Annotated in this window: 8 protein-coding genes; 3 read left to right on the top strand and 5 right to left on the bottom strand. The window is 49.1% G+C overall.

Features of this window, described 5'->3' with window-relative positions:
• Positions 1 to 228 precede the first annotated feature (228 nt).
• The 3 genes from msrA to BUB18_RS05825 all read left to right on the top strand — a co-directional run bounded on the left by msrA (position 229) and on the right by BUB18_RS05825 (position 1928).
• Positions 229 to 873: a peptide-methionine (S)-S-oxide reductase MsrA gene (msrA, locus tag BUB18_RS05815; RefSeq protein ID WP_073078977.1), complete on the top strand. Its 645-nt coding sequence runs from the start codon at positions 229 to 231 to the stop codon at positions 871 to 873.
• Positions 874 to 1032: 159 nt separating this feature from the next.
• Positions 1033 to 1458, top strand: coding sequence for a hypothetical protein (locus BUB18_RS05820; protein ID WP_073078978.1), 426 nt, complete (start codon positions 1033 to 1035; stop codon positions 1456 to 1458).
• 59 nt (positions 1459 to 1517) lie between these two features.
• Complete coding sequence (locus tag BUB18_RS05825; protein WP_073078980.1) at positions 1518 to 1928, top strand: Rrf2 family transcriptional regulator; 411 nt, start codon at positions 1518 to 1520, stop codon at positions 1926 to 1928.
• Here the strand turns inward: BUB18_RS05825 and BUB18_RS05830 are convergent.
• The 5 genes from BUB18_RS05830 to BUB18_RS05855 form a co-directional block, all read right to left on the bottom strand.
• The gene (locus BUB18_RS05830) at positions 1925 to 4324 is read right to left on the bottom strand and encodes an ABC transporter permease (RefSeq protein ID WP_073078982.1); all 2400 of its coding nucleotides are present in this window, start codon (positions 4322 to 4324) and stop codon (positions 1925 to 1927) included. The two genes, BUB18_RS05825 and BUB18_RS05830, sit on opposite strands and share 4 nt — an antisense overlap.
• A 120-nt stretch (positions 4325 to 4444) precedes the next feature.
• Positions 4445 to 9100 carry a DUF3320 domain-containing protein gene (locus BUB18_RS05835; RefSeq protein WP_073078983.1) on the bottom strand — a complete coding sequence of 1552 codons (4656 nt, stop codon included), beginning with the start codon at positions 9098 to 9100 and terminating at the stop codon, positions 4445 to 4447.
• Positions 9101 to 9489: 389 nt separating this feature from the next.
• The gene (locus BUB18_RS05845) at positions 9490 to 9753 is read right to left on the bottom strand and encodes a hypothetical protein (RefSeq protein WP_073078987.1); all 264 of its coding nucleotides are present in this window, start codon (positions 9751 to 9753) and stop codon (positions 9490 to 9492) included.
• An 11-nt stretch (positions 9754 to 9764) separates the two neighbouring features.
• The gene (locus BUB18_RS05850; RefSeq protein WP_073078988.1) at positions 9765 to 10298 is read right to left on the bottom strand and encodes a hypothetical protein; all 534 of its coding nucleotides are present in this window, start codon (positions 10296 to 10298) and stop codon (positions 9765 to 9767) included.
• A 147-nt stretch (positions 10299 to 10445) separates the two neighbouring features.
• Positions 10446 to 13442 carry a lantibiotic dehydratase gene (locus tag BUB18_RS05855; protein WP_073078990.1) on the bottom strand — a complete coding sequence of 999 codons (2997 nt, stop codon included), beginning with the start codon at positions 13440 to 13442 and terminating at the stop codon, positions 10446 to 10448.
• Between the last annotated feature and the right edge of the window lie 12 nt (positions 13443 to 13454).

The following is a 13454-nucleotide window of genomic DNA, read 5'->3' on the forward strand; positions in this document are numbered from 1 at the left end:
TCTCCTTACGTGCTGCTAACATAGGCGGTGGTCAGTAAGAAATTCATTTTACTTTTCTGTTTGCTAAGGTTAAAAACGCTGCTGCTGGGCAAAAAGAATGTTAAAGTTACTTAACTTGTCGTTCTCTTGTATCAATTTACACGTAAATAATATTTGCGCTGTAAGGTTTGGGCAATTTTTGCGTCTTACTGATAAGTGGTTTAACCAACAATTAAAAACGGTTTCATTATGCGAAAATACTCAATATTTATATTTCTGATCACCCTGGCGCTGTCAGCCTGCGCCCAGCATAAAAAGGATAAGGTACCCAACGATATGGAAGTAAAGAACAATACCAGTCTCCAGACCGCCACTTTCGGCGGCGGATGCTTCTGGTGCACAGAAGCACAGTTTCAGTACCTGGACGGTGTGGTGAAAGTGGAATCCGGTTATTCCGGCGGTAACGTCCCCAACCCCACCTACGAACAGGTTTGTGAAGGCAATACCGGCCATGCGGAAGTGATACAGGTGACCTACGATACCACTAAAATCACCTACGATGAACTCCTGGAAGCCTTCTGGATCAGCCACGACCCTACCCAGCTTAACCGTCAGGGTAACGACGTAGGCACCCAATACCGCTCGGTTATCTTCTACCACAATGAAGAACAAAAGGAAAAAGCGGAATATTACAAAAACAAACTGCAAAGCTCCGGCGCCTACGAAAAACCCATTGTAACGGAGATAGCGCCGTTCGATAAGTTCTACGTGGCGGAAGACTACCACCAGAACTACTATAACCAGAACGGATCACAGCCCTACTGCTACTTTGTGATCAAGCCTAAGCTGGAAAAGTTCAAGAAGGTATTCAAAGAGCATTTGAAGAAACAGTAAATCTTTTAACCCCTGGAATCCCCCGCGCCTGCGGTGCGGCGGGATTCCAGGGAAAGGGTACAGCCTTTGGCCGTACCCTTTCCCTGGAAAGAAAAAAGTGCCATTTTAATCAGCCTTTTTCGTTATCTTCCATCAGTTATAAAAACTGAAATTCCATTAATGAGCACCGTAAAAGACCTTGCCGCTGCCTGCCCGTACTGTGGCAGCCATGATCTCATCCGCGCTATACCTGAAACAAATCCTGCTGCTGTAATCATTGTGTGCAACCATTGTCAGAAGGTGGTACCCAATTCTCCGTCCCCCTTTCACACACAGGCCCAGCAAAAAAAGGCTATTAACGACCAGGTGGTCGACCTCTGCCTCAGCCATGGGCGTATCCACGGTATCCAATACTACCTGACGGAGATGAAAAAGCTGGGCAGCGATAAAATCTCCCTGGCACATGCTAAACAGGAAGTAGATAATTTATTGGCAACCAGAGGACTTACACATGCCATAAAAAAACCAAACAAAAATGGCTGCGTGATTGTGCTCATCGCACTGCTGCTGATCGCCGCCAGCCTCGTTTACTTCTTCAGCCGCTGATAATTTCCTTATTCCCCGCTTTTATTGTAACTTTGTACTGTAATAACATTAATTACAGAATGAATAACGGCAGATTTCCGATCTCTTTACATATACTCACCCTGCTCGCCAGGGCGGGAGGAAATTTATTGTCGTCCGACTTTATAGCCGGCAGTATCAACTGCAACCCCGTGATTGTCCGCAAGGAAATCAGTAACCTCCGTAATGCCGGACTGGTAGAAAGTAAAGAAGGTAAGAACGGCGGCGCCACGCTGGCAAAAGCCGCTGAAAATATTATGCTGTCTGATATTTATGGTGCAGTGCGACAATCATCCCTCCTGGGCAACAGCCGCAATACACCTAACCCTGATTGTGCCGTAGGCAGGGATATCAACACCCACCTCGAAAACCTGTACGCTGAAGTAGAAGACGTACTGGTGAATAAACTACATGGCATTACGCTGGCCGACTTCTCCCGCCAGTTTGATTAATCGGCCGATTTTAAACTCTTTGCAGGATTGGTGATGGCTGCTTTTATAGCATGGAAACTCACCGTAAGTAATGCTACCACAAGTACTGCTAATGCCGTGGTGATAAACAGGGATGCCCCCAGCGGAATATGGTACGCAAACTGATCCAGCCAGCGACTCATATACCACCACGACATCGGAATAGCCACTAGAACAGCTATTAATACCAGTTTCACAAAATCTCTGGACAGTAATCCTACTATCCCCCACACGGATGCACCCAGCACCTTACGGATACCAATTTCCTTATGGCGCTGCAGGGTCGTAATTGCCGCCAGTCCCAGCAAACCCAGACAGGCTATAAAAACCGCCAGCAGGGTAAACGTAATGAATATACGCTCCTGCACCCGCTCGCGCTGATATTGCTTACCGAATGCCTCATCCAGAAACCGGTAGGAAAAAGTGTTTTCCTTATCAAACTGGCGAAACACTTTTTCAATATGTTGAATTGCTGCCGGAATATTCTCTCCGCTGAGTCGCACATACAGATTGTCTTCCATACTCACCTCCGGTGCCATTTTTAGCACCAGCGGCGCTATCTTGTGTTGCAGCGAATAAATATGAAAATCGTTTACCACGCCTACCACCGTACGCGATACCCTGGTGCCGGCGGCATCAATTTCAAACGCTACTTTTTTACCAACAGGATCATCCCAGCGCAGTTTTTTCATCAGGGTTTCATTTATCAGCACACCGTTATAGCGGTCCCCTTCTCCCATATTGCTAAAGTTACGCCCCTGAATGACCTTAAGATCTAATGTAGGAGCGAAATCCGCATCTACATAAAAATTCTGGGCCAGCATTGTTGCTGTTGGCATCTTCCCATGCTGTTCAAAATAATAACCATTAGTACCAATATTGTTATCGCCGATAGGATTGCTGGCAGCCGATACGCTTTTAATGAGTTTATTTTCCAGCATCGCCTGTTTCATCGCCGGTATGTGATTTCGACTTTCCACCGAAGGCAGGTGGAACGTAAGCACCTGGCTTTTATTGAAACCGATATCTGCATTCATCACATACTTCATTTGCCGGTAAGCCACATTAGCGCTTGCGGCCAGCAAAATGGCCACACAAAACTGGAATATCACCAGGCCTTTACGGAAGTAATGATGCGCAGGCATGGCACCTGCTCCTTTGATACTTTGTATCATATTGTAGCCCGACATTATCAGCGCCGGATAAGCGCCAGCAATCAGCCCTGTCAGCAATGTCACTACCAGCACAGCCAGCAGGGTTTGCACTAAACCTCCATCCCATACCTGGATTTGGTTGCCCGTCATATTATTAAAATAAGGCAGTGTGAAATAAACAATACATGCCGCCAGCATCACCGCAACTGAAGTCAACATAAAAGCTTCGGCAAAAAATAGCATCGCTACCTGCCTGCGGTCAGAACCCAGTGCCTTTCGCACACCTACTTCCCTGGTCCGCACCACTGCCCTGGCTGTGGAAAGATTCGTGTAATTGATACAGGCGATCACCAATATCAAAATAGCGGCACAAAGAAAAATATAGACATACACCACATTCCCATTGGTGTCCAGTTCAAAGTCCAGATGTGAGCGCAAATGAATATCCCTCAAAGGTTGCAGTGACATGTGGTAGGTCACACCTTCCCCCATATACTGCTTCAGGTATTTGTCATAAAACCCACCGAGCCGGGTTTGCAGGGTACCTGCACTGGCACCGGGTTTCAATAGTAAATAGGTATACACTTCAAAGTTCTGCCAGCCATCGGAATGATAATCAGCCGGCATGGGCCTTACAGCGTCAAAATGAAAATGAGTATTTGCAGGCACATCTTCCACCACTGCAGCCACCTGGTATACGATGGACTTATTCATCACCAACGCCTTGCCTATCGCTCGTGCGGGGCTGCCAAACATTTTCGCGGCAATGCTGCGGGTGAGTACTATGTTATTGGGAGATGTTAGCGCATCCGGGGCATTACCTGCCAGTGACCGGAAGCTGAATACTTTGAAAAAGGTGGGATCAGTAATAAAAAGTGAGGGAATATCGTACCGTTTACCTCCTGCTTCCAGGGTGTTACTACCGTCAGCGGCTACACGAAGGGCTGTTTCCACTTCCGGAAAATCACGTTCCAGCACAGGACCAAAGGGTGCGGAAGTTGGCGCCAGATTGAGGCTTCCTCCCGTCCAGGTGGCCGAATTTACCACGCGGTAAATCCGGTCACCCTTGTCGAAATAATCATCATAACTCCGCTCCCGGTGTACATACAGCAATAAGATCCAGCACGCCGCGAGGCCTATTGTCAGGCCAGTCATGTTAATGAGCGTATACAAAGGGTAGCGGATCAGGTTACGCCAGCCAATGAGCAGATAATTGCGTATCATGGGGATTGTTTTAGCCTACTATTGCACGCCATATGCCAACCACCCAATGCTTAATTTACAATAGTAAACACATATAATATTACAACAAACTGTTCGGTTTTAGTACAGTCTTGTCCGTTATTACGCTTTCAGGTAATCGCCCTCCATCTGCACTACATTATTTTCCACGCTGGCAGCAATGCCTTTGAGGAATTCCGCCCGCATTTCTTCCGTCACCCTGCTGAAACCAAACATCTTGGCCATGAAGGGCACAGCGGCTTCCGGTTGTATAGCCACGGCATCTTTCACTACCTTCTCCAGCGCCACACTCATTTCTTCCACTGCAATGTAATTCACTTTCCTGGCAGATGCCGGCAGTTCACTACGGTCACGCACCAACGGAGATGGCAAGTCCACATGCCAGAGGAACTGCCCTTTGATACGGATGCGTTTACCAGCATCGGCATGGCGTACTGCATGGCGCAGCACTTCGCGTAGTCGCGGCCCCACTCTGGTAACGCCGGCGGCTTCCACCATCCTGCGCGCCAGCTCATCAAAATGAACGGGACTCTCCACTTCCACCACCTGCTGGATCCAGCTACAGAGCTGCCCTATAGGCGCCTGGTGTAATTCCTGTTCGCGAATATCTTCCGGCAGGGAAGCGACCCTGTAAGGTACCGCTTTTTCTTCGGGCACTTCCACGGCGGTACGCTCCATGGCTATTTCTTCGGCGGTGATGAAGTCCACCTTATCTGCTTCCTGGTGTGCATGCTTTGCAGCTTCTATTGCTGCGATGAGTCGCTCCAGCTCTGCTTCCGGATGATGGAACCAGTCGGTACTCCATATACGGTGTATCTTCCAGCCCATACCTTCGAGCACCTGCTGCCGCAGTCGGTCACGGTCGCGGGCCGACCTGGCCGAGTGATACGCAGCGCCGTCGCATTCTATTCCCAGCAGGTAACGTCCCGGGAAATCGGGATCTACCACGGCCATATCGATATAAAAGCCTTTGGCACCTACCTGTTTGCGGATCGTGTAACCTTTTGCGGTAAGTGCGGCGGCCACATTTTCTTCAAACGGACTTTCTGCCGGCAGCCCCGTTTCTTCCGTGAAGTTGAGCTTCCCATGCTGTGCGTAGTAAAGGAAACTCTTCAGGGCACGGATGCCGTAGCTCTGGGTGCGACTCTCATCGATATCATCAGCGGTAATATTGGTAAATACCTCGCAGCGCAGTTTAGCGCGGGTAATGAGTACGTTCAGCCTGCGTTCGCCGCCTTCGTTGTTCAGCGGCCCAAACGACATCGCCACATATCCTTCCTCCGTACGGCCGTAACCGATAGAGATATAGATGACATCCCTTTCATCCCCCTGTACGTTTTCAAGGTTCTTTACAAAGAAGGGTTCATCATGATGACTGGTAAAAAAGCTTTCCAGCTCGGGATGGGCTTTGCGGCGTACCTCCAGCGCATCGCTGATGGCTTCGCGCTGGCTGGTGCTGAAAGCTACCACGCCCAGACTCTGGTGCGGAAATGCTTTTGCATGGGCAATAACGGCATCGGCTACACGCTCCGCTTCTTTTGGATTAGTGCGGGTTTTTCCTCTGTCGTATGCAGTATCTGCCAGGTGATGGAATACCAGGCCGGCTTGTTCTTTGGTGCCGGGCCCGGGGAAGATGACCAGTTTATTATCGTAAAATTCGTGGTTAGAAAGGGTGATCAGTGATTCGTGGCGGCTACGGTAATGCCAGCGAAGCATGCGCTGCGGTGCTCCCTGCGCATCGCAGAGGCCCAGGATGCTTTGCATATCAGCCGTCACGTTTTCTTCATCATCAATTTCGCGGGTGAGCGTATCAAAGAAACTGGTAGGTGGTAGCTGACGGGTATCTCCCACTACAACGAGCTGCTTACCGCGCATGATGGCGCCAAGGGCATCCACTGGTCGCACCTGGCTGGCCTCATCAAAAATGACGAGGTCGAACTCCACTGATTCCGGCGGCAGGAAGTTAGCGATAGACATCGGGCTCATCATGAATACCGGCTTGATGGCCTGTATAGCCCATCCCGCGGCCTGCATCAGCTTGCGCACCGGCATATGCCTTGCTTTTTTGTTGAACTCCGTTTTAAGAATGTTTACCTGACCACCTGCTTCCGTTTTCGGCATTTGCTCCCAATGGTGCAATGCCGCACGTATACGGTTATACTGTAATTGCAAGGTATCCAGGCGTTGGAACTGCCGGATCAGCTCTTCATGGCTGGAGCGGTTAAATTGCCGCAGCTCCGGATATTGTCGCACGGCCTCTTCCAGCAGATATTCGTACCAGCTTTTAAGCAGTGCTGCTTTGAGGTATTGCCCTGCTTCCGGCCATTGCATACCTGCATCCGTGAGGCATTGCAGGTTTTCTTTTGCAGCAGTGGCGGATATATTATTCCAGGCTATGGTATGAGTTATTTCAGGGAGATGTGAATGCCACTCAAGGAGCGTTTCCTGCTGGGCGGCAAATGGCTGCTCCTGCAATGGTGGCAGGGGTAGGCGTTTACTTTCTTCCATTTGCAACGCTTGCAGGGCTGCCTGTAATTTCTCTTTGGTAAGAATAATTTGTTGATGCAGGCGCTGTTGTTCCTGTGCGGCTTTTACCGGGTCGGCCTGGCGTTGCAGGCAGTCGATTACCGCAACGGGTACCGTACCATGTTGTATTTGCTGGTGCAGCTGTTGCAGCCAGGTAGCGGCGGTGTTGAGCACGGGCCAGTCGCTGTGCAGTTTTTCCCAGCGCGTAGCAAAGAGGCCATCGGTGAGGGGCGCGTTTTCTTTGAGGATGGATTCGAAGCGGCGACAAGCCATCACATCGTCCACATATTGCAGGCGTGTTTCGTTGTCATCAGGCAGTCCTTGCAGGCAGAGTGCCGCCAGCTGTTGCTTGCTGCGGCGCCACGAGCCGATGAGGAATTTATACCATTTTTCGCCATGTGCCAGCAGGTCCTGGCGCACCTGCAACAGGTCCTGATCCCAGGCTTCCGGAATCAGCAGCGATTTATATTGTTCCCGGAGGGCAGTTGCCTGCTCTCCGGCGGATAAAATTTCTTTGATTAACTGTGATTGTCGCAGCCAGGCGGGATGACTGATATTCATTTCCCGTATATCCGGTTGACTGGCGATTACCTCGCAGATGGTGAGCAGGCTGCTGGCGGCGGCCATCGTTTCCGGTACTGGCAGTTGCAGCCAGGCAGCGGTTTCCTGGCAGCGGGACTGTAGCTGCTGCACAGTAGCCATGGCCTCTTCGAGTACCAGCTTTACGTTTGCCTGTTCATGTGGGAGCAGGCTGGTAAGCATGGAGCCTCTGAAGATGGCGGTGGCGGGTACGCCCGTCATGCGCAGGCAGGCCTGCATACGCTCAGCCAGGGCTACGGCTTTGCCGGCAGTGTAGGCGTTCCAGTGATGAATATCGGGAACGGCTATACGTGGCAGGGCTATGTTTTCGGTTTCCTTGCGCAGCTGCAGCAGGTTACCGATGATTTGCTGCGGGGTGAGACTACTATTTTGTATCTCCGTGTTGATGGCGAGGCAGTAGTCGTTCAGTTCATCGCGGGTATTATCCAGCAGGTGCAGTTCTTCCTGTAGCCTGGAGGCGGCGGGCTTACCCAGATCGAGTACACGGCGGAGTTCCTGGTGCAGTGCTTTTTTGTTGGCTTTATGGCTGTGTAATTCCAGGCAGGCCTCTCCGAGGTAAATATTATCCAGCCTGCGTTTTACGACTTCGAGCGCGGCCAGTTTTTCCGCTACGAACAGCACTTTTTTACCGCGGCCGATGGCATCGGCTATAATATTTGTAATGGTCTGCGACTTACCGGTACCGGGAGGTCCCTGGATCACGAGGTTACGCCCCTGTTGCACAGCCAGCATGGCCATGATCTGTGAGCTGTCGGCATCTACCACCTGGAACAGTTCCGCAGCATCGGTATCCCTGTCAATGAAAGCATCTTCGGGGATATCGGGGCCCTGGTCCTGAAAGCCTGCGCCGAACAAACTGGAAATCAGCGGGTGCTCTTCAGGCTTTTGGCCAGCGGGCCAGTTGCTGCTATCCAGGTCGTTATAGATCATGAATTTCCCGAAGGAGAAAAAGCCCAGCTCTATGGCGTCGGGAATTACCTTCCAACGGTTAAACCCTGCGATGGCGGCTTCCACGGCAGCGAAGTATTCGCTGACATCCACATCTTCCTGGTCCGGTAGTTCCGGGATGTGGATATTAAATTCCGTTTTCATTTTCGCCTGGAGGGAGATATTTTCACCTACTTCTTCCAGGGTATATTTCAGTTTAAAGCGGTCGCCTACGTTACTGCGGTCCAGCAGCACCGGTACCAGGATGAGTGGTGCCAGCCGTACTTCCTGGCTGCTATCCGTTTCGTACCATTGGAGCATACCGAGGGAGAGGTAGAGGATATTAACCCCTTGTTCTTCCACGCTGGTGCGGGCGGCATAATAGGTTTGCAGGAGTTTATGCTGCAGGGTAACGTTGTTTTCGTTGGTTTGCAGTTTAGTATCCGTAACAGGATCTTTTACTGTGGCAGCAGGTGTTTCCAATGGCAACTCCTGGCTACGCGCCGCTTCAGCGGCGGTTTTGCCGGCAAAAGTCATTGTTCTGTTCTCGCGAACAAGAATATTATAAACAGCGGCAGACTGCTCCTGCACAATATGCAGGCCTTTGCCGGTGGGTAACTTATAGTTGAGCAGGGGATTTCTAAGGCCGAGGTCCAGCAGTTCTTTGCGGGAGGCTTCCAGCCTGCTTAAAATGGATCCGATCATAACAGCAGTGAGAAACTGTAAATTTATGGTTTATTTCCTAAAACGGGGAAGTATAGCCTTACAGTATGCGGAATGAGGAAAATTAAGCAGGCGGGAATAACAAAAGTCCTTATTGAGAGGACTCTGAAGGAGAGTCAAAAATAATATCACTAATCGGCTGCCACAAGGGTGACTCTACACTAAAACCATTGTCTATCACTGGTGGCGAATAGTAATCGCCTGCCGCAATTGTAGCTCCCTTCTCTTTTAACCCCCTCCGCACGAAGCCTGTTTGCCCTCCGTAAAAGGGCCAATCATTTTTCTCAATTACCTGATCAGATTCCTTCCTGCGGATTCGATGATACCACTTCATAAAAAGCTTAAACATGTAATTAACATTTATAGTGAAACTAAAAATATATTTGAGCATCTAAGTTGGAATTATCATCCGGGTTGCGCATAGGTTCCCATTGCGGATAAACAATGGACCACTGTTTATTCATTCGTGTTATTGGAAATCTTTCACCCAGCTGATGCGCCAATTGTTCATTATCGATTGCTTTTGCCAAACCGTTTAAATAATTTGATTTACTGAGTAATCTTTCTGGTTTGTCATAACGGGCATAGTACGCCTGTCTTCTTTTAACAAACCACAATACAAAATATTTGAACATACTTTATTACTTTAATAATGAAATAAATAATACCAAAAATTCAATAGAAAAAAAACGAGTGTTAGGATTGAGTACCTGATTCCTAGTTGCAAATACCTTTGCTTATTCAACAATAGGTAGGCATGCTCTTCCAACACTCTTTCTAAATCATACAAGTATAATTTTTTGAGCACCTCATTGATAGATGTTTCCAGCGCTATTTCGTCAGCAGGTATTCTCTCTATTAAGTAATCTTTGATTTCGCTATAGTAACGTTTAGGCAGGTATATCACAAATAAATCTCCCGTAATAATGAGCGAAATTGCGTAACGTATAGAAATGATAAGCGAGCAACTAAACAACAGAAATAGCACAGCCAACATCCAATCCACACTCCCTCCCTTTAGCAACTGCTTAACAACCGGTACACTCGCAGCCATCAGTACAGAATAAAACACAAACAACATACTAAACCGCGAAGTCATCTGCTGGGCTAACGACGCATACTCCGCACATCGCTTCTCATTCAGCTCAATGAGAAAATCATTATCATAAAAAGATTTCATACAGGTTAAGTTTTTCACAATGGTTATAATCAAATGTAAGTAGTTCTAACTAATTTCGGCTGTTCATTTTCATTCGCGAAAAAATGATCTGTTCATTATCATTCATTTTGGCTGGAAAGCATTGACTATAGCGTAAAGATGCGTTTTTTACACCTTTTTGCGGGATCTCGCTAACATAGAAGCATAGTACTTGGCAGCATAATAATACAACTCGCATTCGGCCCTGCGCTGCTCCACCGCAAACAGCCGGTTAATAAACATATGCACATAACTCCCCGCTAAGCTTAATACAGACGGCGCCATACCGGTGCGCTCCGCAGCCCTGCGTATTTTTTCCAGCAATGCCTGCTGTACTGCATCAACCGGCAGTCCCATACACGCCGCTATTTCTTTTTGCAGCAAACGATAATTACGGTCCAGTTCCAGCTTCATTGCGGCATCATTTTCTTTCCCCAACTCTCTGCTGAAACCCTGAAAATGCCGCTCCGCCAAATAAGCCCGTTGCTCCAACGTTAAGTCCAGCCCCGCGAAATAAGCCGCCAGTCCGGTTAACCCCGCCAGCTGCCTGTTGGCACCAGCATCCAGCAACCGTACCACCTCACTGCTATCCCGGTCAAATACCATCTCCGATAGCAACATTGTTTTCTCCCCATAACGCTCCACTTCCCGCTCGTAAGTATCCAGCATCACCTGCGCAATTTTCCCCGCCCTTGTTTCCCTGTTAAACAACGCATAAAAAACCTGCATCACTGCTGCCACCTCCTGCTTACGCTTCACCTGTACCCGCACACGTACATGAAATGCAGGATCATAATAACGGATGAAAAACCATTTTACCACCAGGCCGCTCTTCTTCAACTTTGCCACCAAAGGCGCCAGCCGCGCAGTAATCAGCGTATCAGCATAATTAACGCTGGTATATAGTTTAAAATATACCCACTCCGACCCGGGAATGAATACACGCTCCACGCTGCCGCTCAGTAAATAGTGCCTGCCCGGCACGGACAGTACCTCCCGCTGCCTTGTGAGTGGCAATATGTATTCATTGTTATAATGTAAACCCTCATTTGTAACAGGTGAAACACCTGTCATTACAGTACTTTCCACCAGTTTTATCCGCTCACGATGCTCCAGCTCCCTGCATAAAAACTCAATGGTCAGTTCCGAGTATGTATCCAGTATCAGCTTATTATCCCCCTCCACATATTCTATAAACGCCGGTAAACCACATTGCTCCAGGTACCCCTGCAACAGCGCTGGCGTAAGCTTTCCGGTAGTTACTGCGCCAACTGTTATTTGCCAGGTGGCAGGGGATAAAATCACATTTTCATATCGTACACGCGGCAAAAAGCTATCCTGGCTCATACGCTCCCAACTCCACCCCACTACAGCCCGCAGGCCCTGAAACTGTAAATCACAGAGAAAATTATATACAGGCAAGGTAGTATCAGAACTGAAGTTATGCGCGGACGATAACCGCGGTACCACCTCCTTTCCAAGGCTGCGCGAAAATAATATCACCCGTTCATCCTCCACCTTCAGGTATAAATCCTGTAAGGACAACTGCTGCTCCTGCGGCCTCGACGATCTCGCCAGAAAAGGAATTTCATACGCCCTCACATGCGGACGGGTTAAAATATTGCCGATCCTGGGCTGCGGCAGATGCACGATCTCCGCGAAAATCTTATCGGGATGCAATTGCTCTTCCTCTTGCAGTGCAGCCTTTACCCAGTCCTCCAACTGCGCATCCAAATGGCAAAACCGGCCCAGTAAGTTGGCTGCGGACGGACCGGCGGCAGCACTCAACAGTATATCCTTTTCCGTTAGCTTAAACAGCACATACATGGAATCAGGCAACTCCGAAGCCGTTGGCAACGGAAACTTTTCCAACGCTGCATCGGTGATTACAATCTCCTGGTGCTGGTGCAATTTCGCTTCCAGCAACTTTTCCATCTTATACCGTGATACCTGCTCCTGTTGTGGCGTCACTGTGTCCAGGGCGGACAATTTCTTGTAGTCAATTCCAATATCCGGGTCCAGTGCTTTCAACAGTGGCACCGACTGCCGGTCGTATTTTTTGATAAATGCCTCCCGGAAAGCATTCACTTTACCAGTAGCGGTTCCGGACGTACCCAGCCGGGAAACCGCCCGCAATGCCCGCTTCACGTCTGCAACCACTTTGCTGTCCAGCGTATTTATGGTACACGGGCGACCGGCATCTACCTGAAAAACCTGGTTTTCCTGCCTGGGCACCAATAACGCATTTACCTGCTGACGCAAATGCAGGTAAGGCGCCAGCCCCCTATCCCCTTTAATGGCTGCCGCCAGGGCATGAACATTCACTAACCCTGCCATCATCGGATGCGTCACTTTCATCTCCCTTAATTTCTCCAACAACTCCTCCAGATAACCCTTACCCGTTACATTAGGTTCCAGCTCCATCACCAGCAACTGGTTTTCAATCAGGGTATCCACGTAAGCGGTGGATTCCAACTCATCATACCCCTGCTCCCTTACCAACACCACCAGATCACGATACCTGCAACCAGCCCTGGTGGCCCGTAACAGGTAACTGATCATTTCATCCTCTTTAATCTCGGCAATTGTATGGGACTTAATACCATTGGAGGTGTAACCTACTTCAATATAACGGAGCCGGTTACCCGAAGCGTAAATCGTTTTATTGGGAACAAATACTGACTGCTGCTTCACTTCCGGCATTTTCAGCAGTTCAGTCATCACGTCATAGAGGTAAGCCATATCCAGCCGCACATGGCGCTGCATCCCCAGCTTACTGAATTGCACCGCTGTTTGCTCACTCACTACTCCCGTGCTGCCGGCAGCAAAAATACCGAAGGGCGTACAGCGGTAACAGCTGCGGGTATAATACTTCAGGAGCGACCATTCCAGTTTCGCTATGGCGCGTGAATCCGTTAGTTCCCCATCCAGGTACTTCTGCACCTGACCGTAAAAATCAGGGGAGGCCAGGTACAGCGCCTCTTTAAAGTCAGCCGATTCCAGTATACCACTAAATACTTTATATCTCTCCCCACCCCTTAAACGAACATAAAATTCCTGCAGTTGCTCCAGGGAATACAAGGGTGTACGCAAAAAAAAGAAACCTGCTTTATAGGACTCAAACATGCAAATAAGTTT

Origin of the sequence: Chitinophaga jiangningensis, from assembly GCF_900142605.1 — a bacterium.
In the GTDB taxonomy this organism is placed as follows: domain Bacteria; phylum Bacteroidota; class Bacteroidia; order Chitinophagales; family Chitinophagaceae; genus Chitinophaga; species Chitinophaga jiangningensis.

Coding starts and splice junctions, on each gene's coding strand:
- msrA (WP_073078977.1), top strand. CDS start 229: ATGCGAAAATACTCAATATTTATATTTCTGATCACCCTGGCGCTGTCA.
- BUB18_RS05820 (WP_073078978.1), top strand. CDS start 1,033: ATGAGCACCGTAAAAGACCTTGCCGCTGCCTGCCCGTACTGTGGCAGC.
- BUB18_RS05825 (WP_073078980.1), top strand. CDS start 1,518: ATGAATAACGGCAGATTTCCGATCTCTTTACATATACTCACCCTGCTC.
- BUB18_RS05830 (WP_073078982.1), bottom strand. CDS start 4,324: ATGATACGCAATTATCTGCTCATTGGCTGGCGTAACCTGATCCGCTAC.
- BUB18_RS05835 (WP_073078983.1), bottom strand. CDS start 9,100: ATGATCGGATCCATTTTAAGCAGGCTGGAAGCCTCCCGCAAAGAACTG.
- BUB18_RS05845 (WP_073078987.1), bottom strand. CDS start 9,753: ATGTTCAAATATTTTGTATTGTGGTTTGTTAAAAGAAGACAGGCGTAC.
- BUB18_RS05850 (WP_073078988.1), bottom strand. CDS start 10,298: ATGAAATCTTTTTATGATAATGATTTTCTCATTGAGCTGAATGAGAAG.
- BUB18_RS05855 (WP_073078990.1), bottom strand. CDS start 13,442: ATGTTTGAGTCCTATAAAGCAGGTTTCTTTTTTTTGCGTACACCCTTG.